Source organism: Trichococcus collinsii (assembly GCF_900107505.1).
Classification (GTDB): Bacteria; Bacillota; Bacilli; order Lactobacillales; family Aerococcaceae; genus Trichococcus; species Trichococcus collinsii.
This window is the reverse complement of the sequence record NZ_FNQH01000002.1, coordinates 370,459-392,737: the sequence shown is the minus strand read 5'-3', so window position 1 is coordinate 392,737 and position 22,279 is coordinate 370,459. Positions and strand designations below refer to the sequence as shown.

The following is a 22,279-nucleotide window of genomic DNA, read 5'->3' as shown; positions in this document are numbered from 1 at the left end:
TGCTTCCTGAACGACCCAACAAAATAAATTTAAAGAGGTGACAATTGTGATTACTAAACCAGATAAAAACAAAGTGCGCCAAGCTAGACACGCACGCGTAAGAAGAAAAATCTCTGGTACTGCAGAGTGCCCACGCTTGAACGTTTTCCGTTCCAACAAAAACATCTACGCTCAATTAATTGATGACGTAGCGGGTGTGACGCTAGCAAGTGCCTCTACAAAAGAAACAGAAATCGCAACCGGTACTAAAACTGAAGCTGCTACTGCAGTTGGAAAACTGATTGCTGAACGTTCTGTTGCTAAAGGTATCAAAAAAGTAGTCTTTGACCGTGGTGGCTATCTGTACCATGGCCGTGTACAGGCTTTAGCTGAAGCTGCTCGCGAAAATGGACTAGATTTCTAAGAAAAGGAGGATAACCACACATGGTTTATGTTGACCCAAATCATATTGAATTAGAAGACCGCGTTGTTGCGATCAATCGTGTAACAAAAGTTGTTAAAGGTGGACGTCGTCTACGTTTTGCTGCTTTAGTTGTTGTAGGAGACAGAAACGGACATGTAGGATTCGGTACTGGTAAAGCAGCTGAGGTTCCTGAAGCTATTCGTAAAGCTATCGAATCTGCTAAAAAGAGCCTTATTGAAGTTCCAATGTCTGAATCAACAATCCCTCACAAAGTTATCGGAACTTTCTGTGGCGGTAACGTAATGTTGAAACCTGCTAAATCCGGTTCCGGAGTTTCTGCAGGCGGAGCAGTCCGTGCCGTTGTCGAATTAGCTGGTATCGCTGATATCACAAGCAAATCCCTTGGTTCTAACACACCTATCAACATGGTACGTGCTACAATCGATGGCTTGAAACAGTTGAAAAATGCTGAAGACGTTGCGAAATTACGCGGCAAAACAGTTGAAGAATTACTAGGATAAGGAGGACTACAAAATGGCAGAAGTAAAGATCACTTTAAAACGCAGCTTGATTGGACGTCCTCAAAACCAAAAAGATACTTGCAAAGCTTTGGGATTGTCCAAAATCGGCAAATCTGTTGTTAAACCAGCTAACCCAGCTATCTTGGGCATGGTCAACACAGTAAGCCACTTAGTTATATCAGAAGAAGTTAAATAATAAACATCAGATTAAAGGAGGTGCCAAGTTACTATGAAACTTCATGAATTAAAACCTGCTGTAGGTTCACGTAAAGAACGTAACCGTGTCGGTCGCGGATCTTCATCCGGTAATGGTAAAACATCCGGTCGTGGACATAAAGGTCAAAAAGCCCGTTCAGGCGGCGGTGTGAGACTTGGATTCGAGGGTGGACAAACTCCATTGTTCCGTCGTCTTCCAAAACGTGGATTCACGAACATCAACCGTAAGGAATATGCTGTCATCAACTTAGAAATCTTAAACCGTTTCGAAGATGGTACAGAAGTTACTCCAGCTTTATTAGTTGAAACTGGTATTGTCAAAGATGAAAAATCAGGCATCAAAGTTTTAGGCAACGGAAGCGTTGAGAAAAAACTGACAGTTAAAGCTAATAAATTCTCCGAAGCAGCACAAAAAGCTATCGAAGCTGCAGGTGGGACTGTTGAGGTGATCTAATGTTTGCTCTTCTGAAAAATGCATTTCAGGCGAAGGACATTAGAAATAGAATCTTTTTTACTCTAGGTATGTTGATTGTGTTCCGTCTCGGAACACATATTACTGTACCGGGTGTTGATGCGGGTGCCATCACAAACTTGGCATCAACAGGCTTGTTCAGTCTGTTGAACACATTCGGAGGTGGAGCACTTAGTCAGTATTCCATTTTCGCTATGGGTGTTTCGCCATACATCACTTCTTCTATTGTCGTTCAATTGTTACAAATGGACATTGTTCCGAAATTTGTGGAATGGTCCAAACAGGGTGAAGTAGGTAGAAGAAAGTTAAATCAAGTTACAAGATATTTGACAGTCATTTTAGCATTTGTTCAATCTGTCGGTGTTTCGATCGGTTTCAACCAACTCTCAAACTTGGGATTGGTCAACGATCCGGGTATGACAACTTATATGATCATCGCGTTAGTGATGACAGCAGGTTCGATGCTTGTTGTTTTTATCGGAGAATCGATTTCAATGCACGGTATCGGAAACGGAACGTCATTGATCATCTTCTCAGGTATCATCGCAAGAATCCCTACAGATCTTTACACTTATTACAATGATCGTTTTGTGGATGCAGGATCCGATTTAATGAACAACATTTTGTTCTCGGTTGCGCTTTTGATAGCAATATTATTGGTGGTCATACTCGTTGTGTACGTTCAACAAGCTGAACGTAAAATCCCCATTCAATATTCCAAGCGTGCTTCCGGATCAAATCAATCCGCGCATTTGCCTTTAAAAATCAATTCTGCTGGAGTCATTCCAGTAATCTTTGCCAGTTCTTTCATGATGACCCCGCAAACAATCCTTGGATTTTTCGCGGCAAGTCAAAGTGAAGCTAGCTGGTATCAAATTTTGTCAACCATCTTTAATTACCGTGAACCCATCGGCGCAACAATCTATACGGTATTGATCGTTGTCTTTACTTACTTCTATGCCTTCATTCAGATCAATCCTGAAAAGATGGCAGAGAACTTGCAAAAGCAAGGCGGCTATATTCCAAGTGTACGTCCGGGTAAAGGGACAGAAGATTACATTTCCGGCATGATTATGCGATTAAGTACGGTCGGCGCGCTATTTCTTGGACTTATTGCGTTATTGCCAATCATTGCCTCAGGTTTGTGGGATTTGCCGGACTCGCTCGCCCTTGGCGGTACAAGTCTTCTGATTGTAGTTGGTACTGCATTGGAAACGGCAAGACAAATTGAAGGTCGAATGGTTAAACGTAATTACCAAGGATTTATTCAATAGTAAGTTTGTGGGGGGGGAAGTGATTTCCTCGTCACATATTCTTACATCTTTAGGAGGCAGTAAAATGATGAACCTAATTATTATGGGTCTTCCCGGTGCTGGAAAAGGAACACAGGCTGAAAAGATCATCGCGAAATACAATATTCCGCATATCTCTACAGGAGACATGTTCCGAGCTGCCATGAAAAATGAGACAGCGTTGGGCCTGGAAGCAAAATCATATATGGATAAAGGCGAACTTGTTCCAGATGAAGTTACAAACGGAATCGTTAAAGAGAGATTAGCAGAATCTGATACTGAAAAAGGCTTTTTATTGGATGGTTTTCCAAGAACCCTCGTACAAGCAAAAGCACTTGAAGCTATCATGAATGAACTCGACAAAAAAATCGATGCTGTTATTAACATTGATGTGAACCCTGAAGTTTTGATGCAACGTCTCACAGGTAGAATCATTTGCCGCTCTTGCGGAGCGACTTACCACAAAGAAAACAATCCTCCTAAAACAGAAGGAACATGCGATCGCTGTGGCGGACACGAATTCTATCAACGTGAAGATGACAAGCCTGAAACCGTAGAAAATCGCATTCAGATTAATCTAGAACAGTCTAAACCAATCATTGCATTTTACAGCGAAAAAGGATTGGTACATAATGTGGATGGCGAAATCGGCATCGACAACTTGTTTACCGAAATCCAAAAGATTATAGAATAGTTGTAACTGTCATTTGAAATTAATCGAAAATTTCTTTTCAATCGATACTTGCTATGGTATAATCTAGCAGTTAGAGTAAAAATTGCCAAGACATAAGATTAATCAGCTCAACAGAATGTTAGGAGGTTAGCAGGCGTGGCGAAAGACGATGTAATTGAGATCGAAGGAGTTGTCGTTGAAACTTTGCCCAATGCAATGTTTAAAGTCGAACTTGAAAATGGTCACATAGTATTAGCTCACGTATCTGGTAAAATTAGAATGCATTACATCCGCATTTTGCCAGGCGATAAAGTTACGGTAGAATTGTCACCGTACGATCTTACTCGTGGACGCATTACTTACCGCTTTAAATAATTGCACTCCATCACTAAATAGGAGGGAATTTAAATGAAAGTTAGAGCATCAGTAAAACCCATTTGCGAAAAATGCAAAGTCATTCGCCGCAATGGTCGTGTTATGGTGATTTGCGAAAATCCCAAACACAAACAACGCCAAGGATAATAACAAGGAGGTGCCTATAAATGGCTCGTATCGCAGGAGTAGATGTTCCGCGTGACAAACGTGTAGTTATTTCATTAACTTATATTTTTGGTATCGGATTGAACACAGCTCAAAAAGTTTTAGCAGCAGCTGAGGTTTCAGAAGATACTCGCGTTCGTGATTTAACGAATGATGAATTAGACCGTATCCGTATTGAAGTGGATAAATTAAAGGTTGAAGGCGATCTTCGTCGTGAAGTTAACCTAAATATTAAACGATTGATTGAAATTGGTTCTTACAGAGGAATGCGTCACCGTCGTGGTTTGCCTGTTCGCGGACAAAACACTAAGAACAACGCACGCACTCGTAAAGGCCCATCTAAAGCAGTCACTGGTAAGAAAAAATAATAATTAAGTGAAGGAGGTCAAAACTTCATGGCTAAAAAAGTAGCTCGCAAACGCCGCGTAAAAAAGAATGTTGAAGCTGGTGTAGCACATATCCGCTCAACTTTTAATAATACTATTGTTATGATTACAGATGTTCATGGAAATGCTATTTCATGGTCATCAGCAGGTTCATTAGGATTCAGAGGTTCTCGTAAATCTACTCCTTATGCTGCACAAATGGCTGCAGAAGCAGCAGCTAAAGTTTCTATGGAACATGGCATGAAAACAGTTGAAGTAGCTGTTAAAGGTCCTGGTTCTGGACGTGAAGCTGCCATTCGTTCATTGCAAGCAGCAGGTTTGGAAGTTACCGCAATCCGCGACGTAACGCCTATTCCTCATAATGGATGCCGTCCACCAAAACGTCGTCGTGTTTAATTGAGAATTGTACTTGTATGTAACGAAACGCAATGGACTCACTAACATGAACTTCACGTTTTGAAAGGGGTAAATTGATAAATGATCGAAATTGAAAAACCAAGAATTGAAACGATTGAGATCAGCGAAGATGCCAAATTTGGTAAATTCGTTGTAGAACCACTAGAACGCGGTTATGGAACAACACTTGGGAACTCATTACGTCGAATTCTATTATCTTCACTTCCTGGTACAGCTGTAACAACTATCCAAATCGATGGTGTTCTACACGAATTTTCAACGATTGATGGTGTTGTCGAGGATGTTACCCAAATCATTCTGAACATCAAAAAATTAGCTTTGAAATTGTATACGGACGAAGACAAAACAATCGAGATTGACGTAAAAGGTCCAGCAGTCGTGACTGCAGCGGATATTACCCATGACAGCGATGTGGAAATCTTAAACCCTGATTTATATATATGTACAGTTTCAGAGGGAGCACATTTTCATGTTCGCTTGGATGTAAAAAATGGCCGTGGTTATGTTCGTTCCGAATATAACAAAACGGAAGATATGCCGATCGGTGTTTTGCCAGTCGACTCCATCTATACTCCAATCAGCAAAGTGAATTATCAAGTTGAAAACACTCGTATCGGACAAAAGAATATTTATGATAAATTAACGTTGGATGTCTGGACAGATGGTTCCATCAGCCCGGAAGAAGCAGTCAGCTTGGCTGCCAAAATTTTAACGGAACATCTGAATATTTTTGTTAATCTGACCGATGAAGCCCGCAAGGCCGAGATAATGGTTGAAAAAGAAGAAACACATAAAGAGAAAATGCTGGAAATGACTATCGAAGAATTGGATCTATCCGTACGTTCTTATAACTGTTTGAAACGCGCAGGCATCAACACAGTCCAAGAATTGACAGACAAGTCTGAAGCAGAGATGATCAAAGTACGTAATCTGGGACGCAAATCACTTGAAGAAGTGAAAAACAAGCTGAATGATCTTAATCTAGGCTTGCGTCAAGACGACTAGTACTGTACAAAGGAGGAAAACCTAGGATGGCTTACCGTAAATTAGGACGCACAAGCGCTCAAAGAAAAGCAATGCTTCGCGATTTGACTACTGACTTACTAATCAACGAACGCATCGTTACAACTGAAGCTCGTGCTAAAGAAATTCGTTCAACTACTGAAAAGATGATTACTTTAGGCAAACGTGGAGATTTATCTGCTCGTCGTTTAGCTGCAGCATACGTTCGTAACGAAGTAGCAGCTGTACGTGAGGAAGATGACAAAATCGTTGTTCAATCAGCTTTGCAAAAATTGTTCAGTGATATCGCACCTCGCTATGCAGAACGTCAAGGCGGATACACACGTATCTTGAAGACAGAACCTCGTCGTGGCGATGCTGCACCAATGGTTATCATTGAATTAGTATAATTCAATCGCATAAAGATGAAACGTTCACTTTTAGATGAAATAGAGTGTTATGATGATGGGATTGCTTATGGCTTCCCTAGTCTAGCTCAAGGTTCTTCCGAAGATTGCATGATCTTCGGGAGGGCATTTTTTCATCAAAAAAAGTGCTTTTTTTATCAAAAGAAACTAGAAAATGCTAATATATTTTCTAGTTTCTTTTGATATATAAATAAAAGCGTTTTATTTCCGCGCCGTGTCAAGACAGTGGATGAAAAATAGGGAGGAGTAGTTTATACTTACAAAGTAGACATTCCTTTTCCGTATTTTTCATTTTTTTTTATACCTGCTTGTCTGTGGGGCAGATGAACGGATACGGTCAGTAAGATTCAACTATAGAGAAAGTAGGACTGAAAACATGAATGAAATTATCGAGTTGCGCAATGTGACTTTTTCCTATTCAGAGGAAGATGCAAGACCGGCATTGAACAACGTTTCCTTAACAATCCGGCAGGGTGAATGGATTGCCATCATCGGTCCCAACGGATCAGGTAAGTCGACCCTGGCCAAAACAATCAACGGCTTGATAGAAGCGAACTCCGGAGAAGTTATCATAGAAGGGATACCCTTGAATGCAGAAACGGTTTGGGACGTCCGCAAAAAAATCGGGATGGTTTTCCAAAATCCGGACAATCAGTTCGTCGGTTCGACCGTGCAGGACGATGTTGCGTTTGGTTTGGAGAATGTCGGCATTCCCCGCGAAGAAATGGTGAAGCGCGTTGTTGATGCAGTAGCGGCTGTGAATATGGCCGACTTCATGGACAAGGAACCAGCACGTCTTTCGGGCGGGCAGAAGCAACGGGTGGCGATCGCTGGAATCGTGGCTTTGTCCCCTGACATCATCATTCTTGATGAGGCGACGACCATGTTGGATCCCGAAGGCCGTCACGAAGTCATCGAGACCATCCAAGAAATCAAGGGAAAAGAAAATTTGACAGTGATTTCGATCACCCATGACATCGATGAAGCCGCGAAAGCGAACCGTATCTTTGTGATGGAAGCCGGGCAATTGAAACGGATCGGCACACCGGAAGAGATATTCAGCTTGGGCAAGGAAATCATCGATATCGGGTTGGATATCCCATTCCCTGAAAAGCTGAAATACCAATTGAAAAGACAGGGCCTGGAAGTTCCCGAAGAATATTTGACTGAGGAAGGGATGGTGAGCTGGCTATGGACATTACTTTCGAAAAAGTAGGCTATTCCTACTCTGCCGGTACGCCTTTCGAAAGCCGAGCACTCTACGACGTGAACCTGAATATCCCGGACGGCAGTTACACGGCCTTGATAGGACATACCGGCAGCGGGAAATCGACGGTCACGCAGCATCTGAACGCTTTATTGAAGCCAACGGAAGGCAGCGTTACGATCGGAGACCGCATCATAACGAACAAATCGAACAACAAAAATCTTAAAGGACTGCGCAAAAAAGTGGGAATTGTGTTCCAGTTTCCAGAGTCGCAGCTGTTCGAAGAGACGATCGCGAAGGATATCGCCTTCGGTCCTATGAACTTCGGCGTCAGTGAAGCAGACGCAATGGCGATCGTGAGGCGCGTGTTGCCTTTGGTAGGTTTGGATGAGTCCTTCATGGAACGCTCGCCCTTCGACCTCTCAGGGGGTCAGATGAGACGTGTAGCGATTGCCGGAGTTTTGGCGATGGAGCCGGAAGTGCTTGTCCTGGATGAACCGACCGCTGGATTGGATCCTGCAGGCAGACGGGAAATCATGAATATGTTCAATCAACTCCATATAGACAACGGACTGACCATTGTATTGGTCACGCATCAGATGAATGATGTCGCAACCTATGCGGATCATGTGGTCATCCTTGAGAAGGGGACAGTTGTCCGGATGGGCCCGCCTGCAGAAATTTTTCAGGATGCCGACTGGCTTCAGAAGAAACAATTGGGCTTGCCTTCCGCACTGGCATTCCTCGATACGTTGAGCAAAAAGACAGGTATCGATTTCGGAAGCGAAAGACCGCTGCGTACAGAACAACTGGCTGCTGTGCTGATTGCCAAAATTAAAGAGAACCAAGGCAACAAAAATGTCGCTAAGGAAGTGGGTGGCATAGATGTTGGATAAATTACTTTTCGGGCGCTACATCCAAGGCGACTCGCTGGTCCATAGACTGGATCCGCGCGCGAAGCTGATTGGTGCTTTCTATTTCATCATCGTCATCTTCCTGGCCAATAACTGGCAGACTTATTTGATCATGACGTTGTTTACTTTTCTATGCGTCATCCTATCCGACATCAAACTGTCGGTCTTTCTGAACGGCGTGAAGCCGCTGATTTGGTTGATCATGTTCACGGTGTTGCTGCAGATCCTCTTCACACGGGGTGGAGAAACTTACCTAGAATTAGGCCCAATCAGCATCACTTCGTTCGGGGTGATCAACGGCGCATTCATCTTCATGCGCTTTGTCCTGATCATCTTTATTTCGACGTTGCTGACGCTCACAACGATGCCATTGTCGTTGACTGATGCAATCGAAAAACTGCTTGGGCCTTTGAAACGCTTTAAGGTTCCTGTCCACGAAATCGCGCTGATGCTTTCCATCGCGTTGCGTTTCGTGCCAACATTGATGGATGAAGCTTCCAAGATTATGAACGCGCAACGGGCTCGCGGCGTCGAGTTCGGTGAAGGCAATATCGTGAAGCAGATGAAGGCAGTCACTCCGATCTTGGTGCCGCTGTTCGTCAGCTCGTTCAATCGTGCCGATGAATTGGCGAATGCCATGGAAGCACGTGGATATCAAGGTGGGGAAGGGCGTACGAAATACCGCATCCTCGATTGGCAGAGGTTGGATACGCTGAGTATGCTGGCGTTTGTCGTGCTGACCGGGCTGTTGCTGTTCTTCCGATCTTGAGCGCATACAGAGGCAATCTGCCGCTATAGAACGAGTCTGGGGACCGGGTAGTATTTCCGGTCCCTTTTAAAATAGAAAAAAATAACCATACATCAGAAAGATAAGAAAGGGGCATATGCCACCAATGAGTACACAACGATTCAAATGCATCGTGCAATACGACGGAACGGGTTATGTGGGTTATCAGGTTCAACCCAACGGCAACAGTGTCCAGACGGAAATCGAAAAGGCGCTGAAGAAAATGTCGAATGGACAGATCATTCCGATCCATGCATCCGGCCGGACCGATTCGGGTGTCCATGCGCTCGGACAAGTCATCCATTTTGATTACCCGGCTGCGATTAAGCCGGATCATCTGTTGCGGGCGTTGAATAGCCTGCTTCCCGATGACATTTTGATCACATCCGTGGAGTTTGCTCCAGAGGAATTCCATTCGCGTTATCATGCGATGGGGAAAAAATACATTTACCGGGTCGATCTCGATCGCTTCCCAAAGCCCTTCAAACGACTGTATACAACGCACCATCCTTACCGCTTTAATATGACGAATCTGGAGCAGGCCATCAAAAAACTGGAAGGCGAGCATGACTTCACCAGCTTCTGTTCGACAAAAACCGACAAGACCGATCTTGTGCGGACTGTCTATGAAGCGAGCGTCAGGAAGGATGAGGAAAACAATGAGCTAGTCTTCACCTTCAGGGGCAATGGATTCCTCTACAATATGATCCGCATTTTCGTGGGGACACTGCTGCAGATTGCTGACGGACTGAAAAAAGTCGAAGAAATCGACCGACTTTTGGAAGTGAAGGACAGACGCCAAGCTGGGCCGACAGCCCCGTCTCAAGGATTGTATCTCGTGGAAGTGTATTATGATGAAGAAAAATTAAAGAATGGATAGGGGGAACAGGGATGTTTAAAAAGGAAAGAACGGAAATCGACGCCATCGACCAGGAGTTGGTGAAGCTGTTCGAACGCCGGATGGATGCCGTGACGGAGATTGCGCGGATCAAGAAAGAGCACCAGCTGCCGATCCTGGACCAATCCAGGGAAGACAAGGTGCTGGATAAAGTGCGCGGGCTGACCGAGAACAAAGCCTACGAAGACAGCGTGGAAGACCTCTTCCGTTCCCTGATGACGATAACGAAAGCATTCGAAACCAAACAGAACGAAGGATAAAGCAAAAAGAATGCTGAAAAAGCGGCTGTGGAAAAGACGAGATCTTTTCCACAGCCGCTTTTTTGCTTGCTTGAGCAATGGCGAGCGGCGCCAGCTCCGGTGAAGCAGCCGCCACCGGAGGACAGCTTCTGCAATCTCCGCCAGTTACGACGAAGCAACTCCCACAGGAGCTGAAGCTCCCGCAAAATGTCTAAACTCCGGCGAGGACTCCGTTACCGGAGGAAACGACCGGACAGCACCAGAAGCAAAAACCCCCGTCAAGCGCTGTACGCCCGTCGGAGGTTTTCAACATAGATTTTATTTGCAAGCTACTTTATCAGACTTTGACAACAAGCGCAGCCTTCGCAAAAGCCTGACGCAGATCGGCAATCAGATCATCTGCATCCTCAATACCTGTCGAGATGCGCAGCAGATCGTCCGTCAAACCGTAGGATTCGCGGACTTCAACCGGAATATCGGCATGGGTCTGGGTAGTCGGATAAGTGATCAGACTCTCCACGCCGCCCAAGCTTTCAGCGAAAGTGAAGATATTCAGGGCATCCAATACGGCAGGGATGTATGCTTTATCATGCAGCGTGAAGCTCAGCATGCCGCCTTTGCCGGGATAATACACCGATTTGATCAGATTTTCCGATTCGAGATAAGCAACGACTGCCTGTGCATTCGCCTGATGCTGCTTCATGCGCAACGGCAACGTCTTCAGTCCACGGACCAAGAGCCAACAGTCGAAGGCGTCCAAAGTGCCGCCAGCCGTATTTAGTTGGAACGCCAGTTGTTCGCCGAGCGCCTTATCGTTCGTCACGACCGCCCCCGCCAACAAATCGTTATGGCCACCTAGGTACTTAGTGGCGCTGTGGACGACGATATCGGCGCCCAGATCCAAAGGACGCTGCAAAAGAGGGGTGTAGAAGGTATTATCCACAATCACCAGTAAGCCGTGTTTTTTTGCGATTTCAGCAACAGCCGAGATATCTGTTTCCTTCATCAACGGGTTCGTCGGCGTTTCGATGTAGACAGCTGCCGTATTGTGCTGGATGGCAGACGCGATGTCGATCGGATCATCGACATAAGTGAAAGAGTAGAAGCCTTTTCTCTCCATATCCTGAAAATAACGGAAGCTGCCGCCGTAAAGGTCTCTGGATGCGACGAAATGGCTATTAACCGGGAAAATGCTGAACGCCAGCTGGATGGCGCTCATGCCGGAGCTTGTGGCGAACCCTTGGATGCCGTTTTCAAGCACAGCCAAGCCTTCCTGAAGAATATCCCTAGTCGGATTGGCAGTGCGGGTGTAGTCATAGCCGGTCGATTGGCCCAAGCCAGGATGTCCATAAGCTGTGGACAAATAAATCGGTGCACTGACAGCGCCGGTTTTCGGATCTTTTCTGTTTCCCAATTGCGCAAGATAACTTTGAATGCTGATATTGTCCATCATCGATTCTCCTTTATACGAAATGATATACATAAGTGCATTATCATTTATTTATCATTTAAAATTAATGTTAGTGCAATGGTAGCACGAGGGATTAAAGTGGTCAATATGTTTATGTATTTAAAGTCAGTGACGTTGCGAGAAATAACCGATCACGCTTGAACGGTTATTTGTCTGGAATACTGTTTAAAAAACCGAAACTCGCGTATAATGGAAGTATAAGAATGAATGAAGGAGAGTGGAAGAATGGTAACGTTCATCAAAGAACTCAAGCGCATCCCACGCGGCGACGTGCCGGATTTTGTGTCTGCCGCAATGCCCCAGTTTTATGAAGCAATCGGATGCCCGAATGATGTGGTCCTTTCCGTGCAAGCCAGTATGGCGCATTACTCGACACCGAAAAAGAATGTCGCAGCCGAAGAATACGAAGCTTTTGAATTGACGATCACAAAAAAAGGCGAGTTCGTTGCGGTGGAAGACATCGTGAAGGATCCCGGAATTGTCGAAGCATTCAAACCCTACAAGACATCTGGTAAAGGTGCTTATCCATTTGTGCCAGCCGAGCTCATTGAGCAATTATATTTATATTTAAAAAAATAATCTGAGAAGCCTTCACAATCGCAGTTCATGTGGTGTGTGGAGACTTTTTTGCGAAGTAAATGATAAATTATTTCTTTTGAATCGTTTGACAATTCCTTTGGGATGTCGTATCATATAAGACGGTATTGTTTGCCCCACGATGAGCCCCGGAAACTCAATTGGATCAAACAGACAGAGAAGAATATGGAGGAAACAAACGTGCGTACAACATACATGGCTAAAGCAAACGAGATCGACCGCAAATGGTTCGTAATCGACGCGACTGACATCCCATTGGGACGTTTATCAACACAAGTTGCAACTATTTTACGCGGTAAAAACAAACCAACTTTCACACCACACGTAGACACTGGTGATTATGTGATTGTTATCAATGCAGACAAAGTTACATTAACAGGTAAAAAAGCATCTGACAAAATTTATTCCCGTCATTCAGGTTATCCAGGTGGGCTAAAACAAATTTCAGCTGGTGAATTACGTGCTAAGAATTCAAGAAAATTAGTTGAATTGTCTGTTAAAGGCATGCTGCCTAAGAACTCTTTAGGTGCTAAACAATTCACTAAGTTACACGTATACGGTGAAGCAGTTCACCCACACGAAGCTCAACTACCAGAAGTTTTAGATATCACTAACCTAATTTAAGGAGGGAATTTCATTGGCACAAGCACAATATATCGCAACTGGTCGTCGTAAGAATTCGACTGCACGCGTACGTTTATTACCTGGCACAGGTAAAATCATCTTCAACAAAAAAGACATGGAAGAATACATCCCATTCGCTTACTTATATGAAGTAATCAAACAACCTTTAAACCTTACAGGTACTTTAGGTAGCTACGATATCTTCGTTAACGTAAACGGCGGCGGATTCACTGGACAAGCTGGAGCAGCTCGTCACGGTATCTCTCGTGCATTATTAGAAGTAGATCCTGACTTCCGCGGACCATTGAAAGCAGCTGGTCTGTTAACACGTGACCCACGTATGGTTGAACGTAAGAAACCAGGTTTGAAAAAAGCTCGTAAAGCATCACAATTCTCAAAACGTTAATATTTATTGTATCAACGTTTTCAAAAAAGTTTTTTGCTTCAATTTGGTTCAAAAGACCAATTTGACAAATCAATTAACAGCCTTAAAGCATCGGCATTTTGCTGATGCTTTTTTTATGGCATCAATTCAATAGAATGAAAATATGGAGTTTTCCATCAACAAAGGCGGTGTAAACAATGAATCCAAAAGAAAAAATGTTAGAAATAATCAAGAATAAACAAGGCGGTGGAAGGTCTAAACAAATCGACACGCCGAAAAATGATATCAAAAATATGCGCAAAGGCCCAAAGATTTATAATAAGTAAGTTGGCTTGCAAGGCTTTGGGGTAAAGATAATTTAAGCTCCTATATAAGCAACTTTCGTTGTATGAATGAACAAGTTCTGATTGCTTGCATATCCCAAATCTCGAGATCCCATTCGAAAGAGTGTGGTCTTTTTGTTTGGAGGCAGAATTCTGTGTAAGGTTATTTGAAAATCTTAAACTGTTTCTGATACTTTATGTTTGCACCTTACCAACTGTAAGCTTATAGTAAGGAAAACGATACAAAATAATAGCATGTATTCTGCAAATGACTGGGGGAATTTTCTCATGTGTACGGCAGTAACTTATGAAGGGGTAGATTTTTATTTTGGCAGGAATCTGGACTTAGATGTTTCATTCAACGAGCAGGTAACGATCACTCCGCGGCAATTTGAATTCCGGTTCAGGAATGGAGAAGTAATCAAGTCTCACTGGGCGATGATCGGGATGGCTGCGGTAATCGATGATTATCCTCTGTATTATGATGCAATGAATGAAAAAGGGTTATGCATGGCGGGACTAAATTTTCCTGGGAATGCCTGTTATTTATCCAGAAAAGAAGGAATGAAAAATATTACGCCTTTCGAATTCATTCCCTTTATTCTCGGCAGCTGCAGCAGTGTGGAAGAAGCCGTGGATGTACTGAAAAGCACGATTCTGATTAACGAAACATTCAATGATTTTCTGCCTCTGGCGCCGCTACATTGGATCATCTCAGATCAGAAGCACTCTATTGTTGTTGAACCTATGCCACTTGGGTTAAAGGTATTTGATAATCCAGTGGGTGTGCTGACGAATAATCCAACATTTGATTATCATTTGACGAATCTGAATAATTTTCTGAATCTTACTTCATCCCCTCCAATCAATCGATTCTCCGGGAAAATGAATTTGTCCGCATCCAGCATCGGTATGGGAAGTATCGGATTACCAGGCGATCTTTCTTCTCCATCGCGATTTGTGCGTGCTGCTTTCACGAAAGCGAATGCAACGGAAGAAACAGATGAAGGTTTAGAGGTTGCTCAATTTTTCCACATTTTGGATTCTGTGGCCTTTACAAAAGGTTGCGCCATCAACGAAGCTGGCAAAGAAGAACTAACGATCTATTCGGCATGTATGAATACGCAAAAAGGTATTTATTATTACAAAACCTACGCGAACAATCAACTCAACGCAGTCTATTTGAAACGCGCGAATCTGGATGGAAGTATTCTTAAAACTTATGAACTGATTACTTCTCAGCAAATTCGAGAAATCAATTAACAGAGGTATCGGATAATCTTTTAAACCTGTGTGCTTAGTCCATTTATTCTTAGCTCAAGGCCTCATCCGATAGACGAGGCCTCTTTTTGTGTTGCGTGAAAGATTTGAGTCCTATCAATTTAGAAGGTGTTCGACTTTATTTAAATAAAGGGTGTATTATATCAAGATTTTTTTGAAGTAGTATCATCTTGTATTGGAAACTGCCACTCGTTTGTTGGGATCACTAGCATCCTTAAATGCAGGTAGCTTTATCAAGCAACTTACTTTACAAAAGGCAGCTCTTGTATTATGATTGATTAATCAACAGTTGACCAGTCAATTGTTCGGTCAGCTAGGAAAATCAGCATAATCGAGGTGAACACTTATGAATTTGAGAGAGATCAGCAGATTGCTTTATCAGATCAAACTCACAAATCAGGAAATCAATACGCTATTCGAAAAAGAAACGGGCTTTAGTTTGACGCGGTATGAGATGTTGATGTTCCTGAAAGAAAAAGGGACATGTTCCCAAAATCAGATCCAGACAGAACTGAAGATAGACAGTGCGGCAATCACGCGCCATCTGAAAATTCTGGAACAAAAAGGCTATGTCATCCGCAATCGGAACGCAGAGAACAACAGGGAAATCTTTGTTCAATTATCAGACAAGGCAATCCAAGATTTGGCCGCCTGCGGAAAAGAACATGACCAGGGGAAATCTTCCCTATCGCTGTCATTAAGCGATAGAGAAGCAGAGCAATTATCCGATTTACTGAACAAACTATATTTGAAAAGATAAAAAGAAAGAGGCTATGAACATGACAAACAAACTTATCAACAACGATTTTTCGGATATCGCATTCGGAAGAAAATCGATTCGTCTTTATGATGAAAATTTTAAAATCAGCCAAGAAGAAATGCTGAAAATGATCCAGGAAGCCACGACGACGCCTTCATCCGTAAATATGCAACCTTGGCGTTTTGTGGTTGTTGAGAGCGAGGAAGCAAAAGCCAAATTAAAACCGCTGATCCGTTTCAACACAAGACAAAATGATACTTCGTCAGCGATGGTTCTGATATTCGGCGACATGCAATGCTACGAGTATGGGGAAGAAATCTACGATGCAGCTGTCGAACAAGGCAAAATGTCCGCCGAAGTCCGAGACCAACAATTAGCCGCCATCATTCCTTACTACAAGAACTTTTCAAAAGAACAGATGAATGATGTCGTAAAAATAGATTCAAGTTTGGCGGCGATGCAATTCATGCTGGTTGCCCGTGCCCATGGCTATGACACAAATCCTATAGGCGGCTTTGAAGCGGATCAGTTGGCGGAGGCAGTCGATTTGGACAAAGAAAGATACGTGCCGGTAATGATCCTGTCCATCGGCAAGGCAATGGAAGAAGGCTACGAATCCGTGCGGTTTGCGCCAGAGAAAATTACTAATTTTAAGTAGGTGGAGAAATGATAGTAATCAATGCAGAATTTTATATTAAACCCGAGCAAAAACAACAATTTTTAAATGAAATTTCAGAATTAATTAAGGAATCTAAGAAAGAAGAAGGCTGCTTATCTTATCAACTTTACCAAGCTGTTACAGATGAAAATAATTTTGTAATGGTTGAAAAATGGGGAAATCCACAAGCGATTGAGTTACATAATAAAATGCCTCACTTACAAAATTTCGCTGAGAAAGTTCCTAATTATAGTCGTAACGCTCCTAAAATTACGGTTAGTCTTGTAAAAGAGTAATTAAAATCTTCTCAATAACCAAATTGCACAAGATGCTTGATAAAATTGTATTCCTTTAAAATAAGGATAATTAGTTTTAGTCCAAAAAGACCTCATTGCCTGAAAAAGCGTGAGGTCTTTTTGATATATAGATTTTGCCTTTGGAGATGAAAAGCATCCTTGGGAAGTTGCTTTTCATTATTTCAAACTTATTATGCGAATATTATTTGAAACGGTCTCTGTACAGTGTGCTTATGCTTTGACTGACGCACTCGTTCCGGCATCCAATTCATCGCTGTGGTGGTCTTTGACGGAAGCACTTGAAACGGCATCGACATCGCCAATCAGTTTTTGGCCGGTCTGGGCCAGATACCAGTCGATGATCGGTTTGAAGTCCAGGATGTATTCGTTGACGCCGGCATAGTTGCCATCTTTGTCATGTAGGGCTTGATAATTATGCACGACATATTTGTCCGGTCCATGCGTCGGAACGTTGACACGGAAGGCGTCCATTGTGCCGGAACGCAATTGTTGAAGCACCCATTCCACGCCTTTGTGTACTTTTTCCGGGTGGCATTTGGAGAGCGGGTTGCCGACTTGGCCGGGCACGCGCGCAGCGAGCATTTCTTCTGCCGGTTTCGTATGGTTATAGTAGAGGAATTGGTTGTTGCTGTCGGCATACGTCAATTCCATCGGCATCGAAGCCAGGAAGTAATTCAGCTGATCAACGGTCAACAAGCCGCGTTCCAGTTTGACGTAGGTATTGCCTTCCACAGCGCCTACAAGCTCAGAGGCTTGTTCCAACCAGTCGTCGGCTTCCTTATCGACGCCTTCAATCGTTGTTGCGATCTTTCCGGTAGCGTACAGGTCTTCCGGTTCGAGCACCGGTTTTTTCGGTCCTTCAACAGCAGAGACCAACGTGATGAACTGGGTGAATTTTTCCAGACAGCTGCCCAGAAAATCGACGGTGCGTTTGTCTTTCAGATTTTCCTGTTCATCGAAGGCTTCTTTGACCTTGCCCAGCAAAAATTCATTGCCTGGAAGGACGATGGCATTGACGCCCGGCGCATCGAGAATCTGGCGCAAGTGCAGTTGGGCACGGGATGAGCCTTGGTCATAGTAGGAAGCACCCACGATCATGACCGGTTTGTTTTCCAATGGATGGATTTTGAAGGACAACCACTCCAGCACACTCTTCAAGCTTGCAGGGATTGTATGGTTATGTTCAGGAGTGGCAATGATGATGCCATCCGCCTGCAAGATTTTTTGGCTCAACTTTTGCACAGCAGCGCTGTTCGTTTGGTCATCACTCTGATTGAACAAAGGGATATCCTTGATTTCTAAAATCTCCAGGTCGAACAAGTGGCTGAATTGCTTTTTGATGTATTTCAACAAGATGCGGTTATATGATACTTCCGCGTTGGAACCTACAATACCGACTAATTTCATAATGTTTGTCTCCGATCTCTAGTTATTTTCCCAAGAAAAGTTTTCAGCTGCTTTTACGTGTGCGGCGTGGGTGTGCGATAGTTGTTTCATGATGTTGATAAACATTAGGAAGTCCTCGAACAAGCCGTCCAGCTCTTGGACCTGATCCGGATTCTTCAGGTTGTTGTCTGCATCGAAAGCTTGCAAAGAATGGCTGAGCAGGAACTCAGAACTTGGCATGATGCGGGCTTTCAATTCCGGCGCATCCAAGATTTGACGCAAATGCGCTTGCGCCCGTGAGGAACCTAGTACGCCATAGGAAGCCCCTGTTATCATGACGGGCTTGTCGACGAAGGGATAGATGCCGTAGGACAACCAACTCAAGGCGCTCATCAGGGAAGCGGGGACTGCGTGATCGTATTCTGGTGTGCTGATGATGACGCCGTCAGCTGCTTCGATCTTTTCCGCCAAGGCTTTCGCCTCAGCCGGGATCTGCATATCCGCCGGTTTGTCGAAGATAGGCAGATCCTTGATTTCGACGATTTCGATGTCTGCCTTATCCGCAAAATGCTTTTGGATGTATTGCAGCAGCATACGGTTAGTGGAGTGGTCCGAGTTTGTGCCGACGAGGCCGATTAATTTATTCATGTGAATACTTCCTTCCAAATATTAGTTTTTTTTATGATTCATTTAAACACGTGATTAGGCGGGCTGTTTACGTTTCAGCCGGTTTTCCAAACCTTTGGAGCAGATGAGGCTGCCGTCTTTTATGATCAGGATGCCGTCGATTGCTTCCAATTGGTCCAATGTGGCAAGGATCACGTCGGCAGGTTGGCCGAACAAGCGGGTCGTCCAGATTTCCCCATCGACAGAGTCATCGGCAACCACGGTCAGGCTGATGACATCCGTTTCAGCCGGATAGCCGGTTTTGGGGTCCAGAATGTGGTGATAGTGCTTGCCTTGGGCTTCCAGTTGTCTTTCATATACACCGGAGGTAACCGCTGATTGGTTCTGGATCTTCAATACCGCGCTATAGTGCGCGCGTGGGAGTAGTGGGTTTTGGATGCCAATGCGCCAATAGGGATCTTCATGATTCTGGGATGGTCCGAACACGACCACATTTCCGCCTAAATTGATGAGAGCGGAAGCTACGCCGGCTTCCTTGAAGTATGCCGTCAGCAGATCAGCGATATAGCCTTTTGCCACGGCCCCCAAGTCGATGGACATGCCTTCTTGCTGAAGGCAAACGGTCTGGTCCTTCTCGGACAAGAGGATTTTGCTGGGATCTGTGATTGCGAGAAGCCGTTGAATCTCTTCGGCATTCGGGACTTTGGCATCACCGAAACCGATCCGCCAAGTCTGTACCAACGGTCCGATCGCGATATTCAGATGACTGCCGGGAGCTAAGCTGTGGTATTTCCCCACCTTGATCAAGTGGAACAAATCAGGATGGACGGCAAGAGGGGCTTTACCTGCCAAGTGATTGATCTGCATCAGCTCCGACGTTGGATCATTGGCGCTGAACCGCTGTTCGTATATTCGCAGGCGTCGGATCGCCTCCTCCAAAATAGCATCAGGGTGCATGTGTGTCACAAGCAGATCGATGATCGTTCCCATAAGACGTACCGTTGCCTTTCTTTGTTCCATTTATTCCACCACCTTCAGGATAAACGTGTCATTCTTTTGCGGGATTCCCGGAAAGGATCTCGCTCTCTAACTGCGCCAATTCTTTCAGCGCGATCGTGTTTTTGTTGATTTTCGAATAGGCTCTGGCATCGTAGATCAATTCCAGCACTTCTTGCTGCGGCTTCTCCTGGATGATGGCATTTTTGGCCAACTGGATGGCTGCACGGGCCAGATAGTAGGTCACGTGATTGTCTGAACAAATGGAGACAGCATAGGAAAGCAGTGCATTGCTCAATTCGACCTCATTGATGAGGGAATAGAAGGTACCGCTTTGGAAAACAATATTCAGTACACGCCAGACATCCTCCATAGTGTTGATGGGATAAGCGTAAATTTTTTCCAGGACCTTACTGAAATAAAACTCTGCCTTTTCCAGTTTTTTTTCACGGCTGTATACCATGCCAATACCGGTATAAGCCAGCAGGCGATAGATTTCCACGTTGTCCTCATCATCAGACAGCAAGATTTGATCGAAGGTGAATAATACATCCGTCACCGGAACCTGCTGCGCAATCATGATGAAGCCGTTCAAGTAATGGAAGCGCAGTGCCAAAGGAGTTTCTTCGATTGTGCTGACGGAGATGCTCTGCAGCAAGGCAGTAGCCTGCCCGTATTCGCTTGTGATCAGAAAAAATTCCGCTTGGTTCATCTTTTCTGTTGTTTCTGTATATTTGACGCCTACCTTGGGGAACAATTCTCCCAGAGGTAAATTCAGTCGATTGCACAGCTTGATCAAGATCTTCAAATTCGGAACTTGACCATTATTTTCGAAGCGGCTTAAAGTAGCTTGGGTGCAGATACCTTCTGCCAGTTCCATCTGCGTGAGGTTCAACGCTTTGCGAGCTTCAATAAATCTTTCGATGTTCATTTTTTCCCTCCACTCAGTATTTTGTGGGATGCTGGCAAATGATAGCCAGCTTGACCGTTTGTTTATATATTCACATACCTTATGTAAGCGATTATACTCCTGCCGAATATATAGGTCAAGAAAATATATAAAAAATTATATATATTATTGAAAACGCTACTTTGTTTTACAAACTAGTTGCAATGCTATATACTAAAAACAAGGCATCTAGTATGTTATACAAACTAGAAAGAGGAGGCCGTGGGATGAAGGAAACGCAACTGTTGAAAGGCGTATTAGATGGATGCGTGCTGGCAATCATTTCCGAACGGGAAATATACGGGTATGAACTGGTGCAAAGATTGAAGGATGCCGGCTTCACGACGATTGTCGGGGGAACGGTCTATCCGCTTTTGCAAAAGCTTGAAAAACAAAAACTGATCAAAGGCACTATGAAAAAATCTACAGAGGGGCCGGATCGAAAATACTTTACCATCACAGCGGATGGCAAAGAGTACTTGGACAGTTTTCAGTCACAATGGCAAAATCTAGTAAAAAAAGTGAGTATCCTGATGGAGGGGATTGTTGAAAATGAAAGAGAATAGGGCAAAATATTACCGCGAAAAGATGAATCAGCTGGAGGGGCAATTGTTGCCGGAGAATCGGCAGTATTTTGATGATCTGCGCTCTTACATGATATTTTCAAGTCTGCTGTATGACGAAGGTGAAATCAATGAACAGATTTATGTACTGGCTAATGATTTATTGGCTGCACAAGCGGATAGAATCACTGCCGTCGAATTTTTCGGGAACGAGCCGAAACAAATGGCGGATGAACTCATCAGCAATATGCCAAAAAGTACTTGGAAAGAAAGAGGCCAACTGGTCCTTATAGCTTTCGGCATCCTTTGGGGGATCAAGTTGATCAGCGACTTTGGAAGAACAGGAACGGTAATGATCAATCCGCTGAGCTATCTGTTCGATGTCTTGCTGGCGGGTATCGCGTTGACCCTGATTTTTCTGATAGCGCAAAAAAGCGTCTATGCTGGCAACGCTTGGATCAGCAAAAAAAATTCCCAGATTATTCTGATGATTACCGTGTTCATCATCTTTGTGACGGGAAGCGTATCAGGGAGTTTTCTTATTCCGGATTTGTGGCCGATCGTCATATCCTATCCATTTGATCTGGCAATCACCCTGTTGATCTGTGTTTTTGCCGGAGGATTGATTTTGTTCCATAAAATGACTGAGTTTTATCCGGCGCTTTTCGTTCTCTTTACTTTTGCGCTGAACGGCGGTATCCAGCGGTATGCTGTAGCCCATCAGCAAGAAAGCACACCGCTATTTATGGTTTTGCCGATTGTCATTGTCTTGGCTGCATTCGTCCTCTACCTGATTTGGAACAGAAGGATCATAAAAAATAAGTCCAATTTTTAAAAAACTGGCGTATTACATGCTCTATCCACATCAAAAGGGATAGAGTTTTTTATTTTTAGGAATTGTTTTAGGTTTAATGTTAGTATCTCCAATACTCCCAATAAATGGGAAG

General features: G+C 43.9%; 32 protein-coding genes. 27 read left to right on the top strand and 5 right to left on the bottom strand.

From position 1 onward, the window contains the following. The first annotated feature begins 46 nt into the window (after nucleotides 1-46). From rplR to BLV66_RS06105, 17 genes are all read left to right on the top strand, one after another. Nucleotides 47-403, top strand: a complete 357-nt coding sequence (rplR, locus tag BLV66_RS06185) for a 50S ribosomal protein L18 (RefSeq protein ID WP_086987324.1) — start codon at nucleotides 47-49, stop codon at nucleotides 401-403. A 20-nt stretch (nucleotides 404-423) separates the two neighbouring features. Then, on the top strand, nucleotides 424-924 hold the full coding sequence (gene rpsE / locus BLV66_RS06180) for a 30S ribosomal protein S5 (RefSeq protein WP_086987325.1): 501 nt from the start codon (nucleotides 424-426) through the stop codon (nucleotides 922-924). Between the two features lie 13 nt (nucleotides 925-937). After that, on the top strand, nucleotides 938-1,120 hold the full coding sequence (gene rpmD, locus BLV66_RS06175) for a 50S ribosomal protein L30 (RefSeq protein ID WP_086987326.1): 183 nt from the start codon (nucleotides 938-940) through the stop codon (nucleotides 1,118-1,120). A 33-nt stretch (nucleotides 1,121-1,153) separates the two neighbouring features. After that, a complete protein-coding gene (gene rplO / locus BLV66_RS06170; protein ID WP_086626918.1) occupies nucleotides 1,154-1,594 on the top strand; it encodes a 50S ribosomal protein L15 in 441 nt (146 codons plus the stop codon). Beyond that, nucleotides 1,594-2,886: a preprotein translocase subunit SecY gene (secY, locus tag BLV66_RS06165; RefSeq protein ID WP_086987327.1), complete on the top strand. Its 1,293-nt coding sequence runs from the start codon at nucleotides 1,594-1,596 to the stop codon at nucleotides 2,884-2,886. The genes rplO and secY overlap by 1 nt, the downstream gene beginning before the upstream one ends. Nucleotides 2,887-2,953: 67 nt before the next feature. Next, the gene (locus BLV66_RS06160) at nucleotides 2,954-3,598 is read left to right on the top strand and encodes an adenylate kinase (protein WP_086987668.1); all 645 of its coding nucleotides are present in this window, start codon (nucleotides 2,954-2,956) and stop codon (nucleotides 3,596-3,598) included. 135 nt (nucleotides 3,599-3,733) lie between these two features. Next, nucleotides 3,734-3,952 (top strand): translation initiation factor IF-1, encoded by a 219-nt coding sequence (gene infA, locus BLV66_RS06155; RefSeq protein WP_068558953.1) that lies wholly within the window; start codon nucleotides 3,734-3,736, stop codon nucleotides 3,950-3,952. Between the two features lie 33 nt (nucleotides 3,953-3,985). After that, entirely contained in the window at nucleotides 3,986-4,099 is a 114-nt protein-coding gene (rpmJ, locus tag BLV66_RS06150; protein WP_062470716.1) for a 50S ribosomal protein L36, read from the top strand. A gap of 20 nt (nucleotides 4,100-4,119) precedes the next feature. After that, complete coding sequence (gene rpsM, locus BLV66_RS06145) at nucleotides 4,120-4,485, top strand: 30S ribosomal protein S13 (RefSeq protein WP_086626920.1); 366 nt, start codon at nucleotides 4,120-4,122, stop codon at nucleotides 4,483-4,485. A 27-nt stretch (nucleotides 4,486-4,512) separates the two neighbouring features. Next, nucleotides 4,513-4,899, top strand: coding sequence for a 30S ribosomal protein S11 (rpsK, locus tag BLV66_RS06140; protein WP_068623076.1), 387 nt, complete (start codon nucleotides 4,513-4,515; stop codon nucleotides 4,897-4,899). Between the two features lie 81 nt (nucleotides 4,900-4,980). After that, on the top strand, nucleotides 4,981-5,925 hold the full coding sequence (locus tag BLV66_RS06135) for a DNA-directed RNA polymerase subunit alpha (RefSeq protein WP_068558946.1): 945 nt from the start codon (nucleotides 4,981-4,983) through the stop codon (nucleotides 5,923-5,925). A gap of 26 nt (nucleotides 5,926-5,951) precedes the next feature. Next, nucleotides 5,952-6,332: a 50S ribosomal protein L17 gene (gene rplQ / locus BLV66_RS06130; protein ID WP_086987328.1), complete on the top strand. Its 381-nt coding sequence runs from the start codon at nucleotides 5,952-5,954 to the stop codon at nucleotides 6,330-6,332. 394 nt (nucleotides 6,333-6,726) lie between these two features. Then, entirely contained in the window at nucleotides 6,727-7,566 is an 840-nt protein-coding gene (locus BLV66_RS06125) for an energy-coupling factor ABC transporter ATP-binding protein (protein ID WP_086987329.1), read from the top strand. Next, nucleotides 7,542-8,453, top strand: coding sequence for an energy-coupling factor ABC transporter ATP-binding protein (locus BLV66_RS06120; RefSeq protein ID WP_086987330.1), 912 nt, complete (start codon nucleotides 7,542-7,544; stop codon nucleotides 8,451-8,453). Before BLV66_RS06125 ends, BLV66_RS06120 begins: the two co-directional genes overlap by 25 nt. Continuing rightward, on the top strand, nucleotides 8,443-9,240 hold the full coding sequence (locus tag BLV66_RS06115; protein WP_086987331.1) for an energy-coupling factor transporter transmembrane component T family protein: 798 nt from the start codon (nucleotides 8,443-8,445) through the stop codon (nucleotides 9,238-9,240). The genes BLV66_RS06120 and BLV66_RS06115 overlap by 11 nt, the downstream gene beginning before the upstream one ends. A gap of 124 nt (nucleotides 9,241-9,364) precedes the next feature. Then, complete coding sequence (truA, locus tag BLV66_RS06110; protein WP_086987332.1) at nucleotides 9,365-10,138, top strand: tRNA pseudouridine(38-40) synthase TruA; 774 nt, start codon at nucleotides 9,365-9,367, stop codon at nucleotides 10,136-10,138. 11 nt (nucleotides 10,139-10,149) lie between these two features. Further along, entirely contained in the window at nucleotides 10,150-10,416 is a 267-nt protein-coding gene (locus BLV66_RS06105) for a chorismate mutase (RefSeq protein ID WP_086987333.1), read from the top strand. A gap of 316 nt (nucleotides 10,417-10,732) precedes the next feature. On the opposite strand, the gene BLV66_RS06100 is transcribed toward BLV66_RS06105, so the two are convergent. After that, nucleotides 10,733-11,845: a PLP-dependent transferase gene (locus BLV66_RS06100; RefSeq protein WP_425445317.1), complete on the bottom strand. Its 1,113-nt coding sequence runs from the start codon at nucleotides 11,843-11,845 to the stop codon at nucleotides 10,733-10,735. 246 nt (nucleotides 11,846-12,091) lie between these two features. Here BLV66_RS06100 and BLV66_RS06095 point away from each other — a divergent pair, with 246 nt between their 5' ends. From BLV66_RS06095 to BLV66_RS06065, 8 genes are all read left to right on the top strand, one after another. Continuing rightward, nucleotides 12,092-12,445: a hypothetical protein gene (locus BLV66_RS06095; RefSeq protein ID WP_086987335.1), complete on the top strand. Its 354-nt coding sequence runs from the start codon at nucleotides 12,092-12,094 to the stop codon at nucleotides 12,443-12,445. 198 nt (nucleotides 12,446-12,643) lie between these two features. Continuing rightward, nucleotides 12,644-13,087, top strand: a complete 444-nt coding sequence (rplM, locus tag BLV66_RS06090; protein WP_086627527.1) for a 50S ribosomal protein L13 — start codon at nucleotides 12,644-12,646, stop codon at nucleotides 13,085-13,087. Between the two features lie 13 nt (nucleotides 13,088-13,100). Then, nucleotides 13,101-13,493 carry a 30S ribosomal protein S9 gene (rpsI, locus tag BLV66_RS06085; RefSeq protein WP_086626929.1) on the top strand — a complete coding sequence of 131 codons (393 nt, stop codon included), beginning with the start codon at nucleotides 13,101-13,103 and terminating at the stop codon, nucleotides 13,491-13,493. A 176-nt stretch (nucleotides 13,494-13,669) separates the two neighbouring features. Further along, on the top strand, nucleotides 13,670-13,798 hold the full coding sequence (locus tag BLV66_RS15765; RefSeq protein WP_256327668.1) for a hypothetical protein: 129 nt from the start codon (nucleotides 13,670-13,672) through the stop codon (nucleotides 13,796-13,798). Between the two features lie 285 nt (nucleotides 13,799-14,083). After that, on the top strand, nucleotides 14,084-15,058 hold the full coding sequence (gene bsh, locus BLV66_RS06080) for a choloylglycine hydrolase (RefSeq protein WP_086987336.1): 975 nt from the start codon (nucleotides 14,084-14,086) through the stop codon (nucleotides 15,056-15,058). A 364-nt stretch (nucleotides 15,059-15,422) separates the two neighbouring features. Then, complete coding sequence (locus BLV66_RS06075; protein ID WP_086987337.1) at nucleotides 15,423-15,836, top strand: MarR family winged helix-turn-helix transcriptional regulator; 414 nt, start codon at nucleotides 15,423-15,425, stop codon at nucleotides 15,834-15,836. A gap of 19 nt (nucleotides 15,837-15,855) precedes the next feature. After that, nucleotides 15,856-16,494: a nitroreductase family protein gene (locus BLV66_RS06070; protein WP_086987338.1), complete on the top strand. Its 639-nt coding sequence runs from the start codon at nucleotides 15,856-15,858 to the stop codon at nucleotides 16,492-16,494. An 8-nt stretch (nucleotides 16,495-16,502) separates the two neighbouring features. Then, on the top strand, nucleotides 16,503-16,790 hold the full coding sequence (locus BLV66_RS06065; RefSeq protein WP_086987339.1) for a putative quinol monooxygenase: 288 nt from the start codon (nucleotides 16,503-16,505) through the stop codon (nucleotides 16,788-16,790). 231 nt (nucleotides 16,791-17,021) lie between these two features. On the opposite strand, the gene BLV66_RS06060 is transcribed toward BLV66_RS06065, so the two are convergent. Genes BLV66_RS06060 through BLV66_RS06045 form a run of 4 tightly spaced genes read right to left on the bottom strand, consistent with a single transcriptional unit; the run spans nucleotide 17,022 to nucleotide 20,751 of the window. Next, a complete protein-coding gene (locus BLV66_RS06060) occupies nucleotides 17,022-18,218 on the bottom strand; it encodes an NAD(P)H-dependent oxidoreductase (protein ID WP_086987340.1) in 1,197 nt (398 codons plus the stop codon). 18 nt (nucleotides 18,219-18,236) lie between these two features. Then, the gene (locus tag BLV66_RS06055; protein WP_086987341.1) at nucleotides 18,237-18,845 is read right to left on the bottom strand and encodes an NADPH-dependent FMN reductase; all 609 of its coding nucleotides are present in this window, start codon (nucleotides 18,843-18,845) and stop codon (nucleotides 18,237-18,239) included. Between the two features lie 54 nt (nucleotides 18,846-18,899). Continuing rightward, a complete protein-coding gene (locus BLV66_RS06050) occupies nucleotides 18,900-19,844 on the bottom strand; it encodes an FAD:protein FMN transferase (protein ID WP_086987342.1) in 945 nt (314 codons plus the stop codon). 28 nt (nucleotides 19,845-19,872) lie between these two features. Further along, nucleotides 19,873-20,751, bottom strand: a complete 879-nt coding sequence (locus BLV66_RS06045; protein ID WP_086987343.1) for a helix-turn-helix domain-containing protein — start codon at nucleotides 20,749-20,751, stop codon at nucleotides 19,873-19,875. Between the two features lie 245 nt (nucleotides 20,752-20,996). Here BLV66_RS06045 and BLV66_RS06040 point away from each other — a divergent pair, with 245 nt between their 5' ends. Both BLV66_RS06040 and BLV66_RS06035 read left to right on the top strand, forming a co-directional pair. Next, a complete protein-coding gene (locus BLV66_RS06040; protein WP_086987344.1) occupies nucleotides 20,997-21,335 on the top strand; it encodes a PadR family transcriptional regulator in 339 nt (112 codons plus the stop codon). Then, entirely contained in the window at nucleotides 21,322-22,167 is an 846-nt protein-coding gene (locus BLV66_RS06035) for a DUF1129 domain-containing protein (protein ID WP_086987345.1), read from the top strand. The genes BLV66_RS06040 and BLV66_RS06035 overlap by 14 nt, the downstream gene beginning before the upstream one ends. The last annotated feature ends 112 nt before the right edge of the window (nucleotides 22,168-22,279 follow it).

Bases quoted from the DNA above. Each gene is read 5' to 3' on its own strand.
- BLV66_RS06135 (WP_068558946.1), top strand. From the start codon at position 4,981: ATGATCGAAATTGAAAAACCAAGAATTGAAACGATTGAGATCAGCGAA.
- BLV66_RS06095 (WP_086987335.1), top strand. From the start codon at position 12,092: ATGGTAACGTTCATCAAAGAACTCAAGCGCATCCCACGCGGCGACGTG.
- BLV66_RS06045 (WP_086987343.1), bottom strand. From the start codon at position 20,751: ATGAACATCGAAAGATTTATTGAAGCTCGCAAAGCGTTGAACCTCACG.
- secY (WP_086987327.1), top strand. From the start codon at position 1,594: ATGTTTGCTCTTCTGAAAAATGCATTTCAGGCGAAGGACATTAGAAAT.
- rpmJ (WP_062470716.1), top strand. From the start codon at position 3,986: ATGAAAGTTAGAGCATCAGTAAAACCCATTTGCGAAAAATGCAAAGTC.
- BLV66_RS06040 (WP_086987344.1), top strand. From the start codon at position 20,997: ATGAAGGAAACGCAACTGTTGAAAGGCGTATTAGATGGATGCGTGCTG.
- BLV66_RS06160 (WP_086987668.1), top strand. From the start codon at position 2,954: ATGAACCTAATTATTATGGGTCTTCCCGGTGCTGGAAAAGGAACACAG.
- rpsE (WP_086987325.1), top strand. From the start codon at position 424: ATGGTTTATGTTGACCCAAATCATATTGAATTAGAAGACCGCGTTGTT.
- BLV66_RS06060 (WP_086987340.1), bottom strand. From the start codon at position 18,218: ATGAAATTAGTCGGTATTGTAGGTTCCAACGCGGAAGTATCATATAAC.
- rpmD (WP_086987326.1), top strand. From the start codon at position 938: ATGGCAGAAGTAAAGATCACTTTAAAACGCAGCTTGATTGGACGTCCT.
- BLV66_RS06125 (WP_086987329.1), top strand. From the start codon at position 6,727: ATGAATGAAATTATCGAGTTGCGCAATGTGACTTTTTCCTATTCAGAG.
- BLV66_RS15765 (WP_256327668.1), top strand. From the start codon at position 13,670: ATGAATCCAAAAGAAAAAATGTTAGAAATAATCAAGAATAAACAAGGC.
- BLV66_RS06075 (WP_086987337.1), top strand. From the start codon at position 15,423: ATGAATTTGAGAGAGATCAGCAGATTGCTTTATCAGATCAAACTCACA.
- BLV66_RS06050 (WP_086987342.1), bottom strand. From the start codon at position 19,844: ATGGAACAAAGAAAGGCAACGGTACGTCTTATGGGAACGATCATCGAT.
- BLV66_RS06065 (WP_086987339.1), top strand. From the start codon at position 16,503: ATGATAGTAATCAATGCAGAATTTTATATTAAACCCGAGCAAAAACAA.
- rpsM (WP_086626920.1), top strand. From the start codon at position 4,120: ATGGCTCGTATCGCAGGAGTAGATGTTCCGCGTGACAAACGTGTAGTT.
- BLV66_RS06070 (WP_086987338.1), top strand. From the start codon at position 15,856: ATGACAAACAAACTTATCAACAACGATTTTTCGGATATCGCATTCGGA.
- BLV66_RS06055 (WP_086987341.1), bottom strand. From the start codon at position 18,845: ATGAATAAATTAATCGGCCTCGTCGGCACAAACTCGGACCACTCCACT.
- bsh (WP_086987336.1), top strand. From the start codon at position 14,084: ATGTGTACGGCAGTAACTTATGAAGGGGTAGATTTTTATTTTGGCAGG.
- truA (WP_086987332.1), top strand. From the start codon at position 9,365: ATGAGTACACAACGATTCAAATGCATCGTGCAATACGACGGAACGGGT.
- rplQ (WP_086987328.1), top strand. From the start codon at position 5,952: ATGGCTTACCGTAAATTAGGACGCACAAGCGCTCAAAGAAAAGCAATG.
- rplO (WP_086626918.1), top strand. From the start codon at position 1,154: ATGAAACTTCATGAATTAAAACCTGCTGTAGGTTCACGTAAAGAACGT.
- rpsK (WP_068623076.1), top strand. From the start codon at position 4,513: ATGGCTAAAAAAGTAGCTCGCAAACGCCGCGTAAAAAAGAATGTTGAA.
- BLV66_RS06035 (WP_086987345.1), top strand. From the start codon at position 21,322: ATGAAAGAGAATAGGGCAAAATATTACCGCGAAAAGATGAATCAGCTG.
- BLV66_RS06105 (WP_086987333.1), top strand. From the start codon at position 10,150: ATGTTTAAAAAGGAAAGAACGGAAATCGACGCCATCGACCAGGAGTTG.
- BLV66_RS06100 (WP_425445317.1), bottom strand. From the start codon at position 11,845: ATGGACAATATCAGCATTCAAAGTTATCTTGCGCAATTGGGAAACAGA.
- BLV66_RS06120 (WP_086987330.1), top strand. From the start codon at position 7,542: ATGGACATTACTTTCGAAAAAGTAGGCTATTCCTACTCTGCCGGTACG.
- BLV66_RS06115 (WP_086987331.1), top strand. From the start codon at position 8,443: ATGTTGGATAAATTACTTTTCGGGCGCTACATCCAAGGCGACTCGCTG.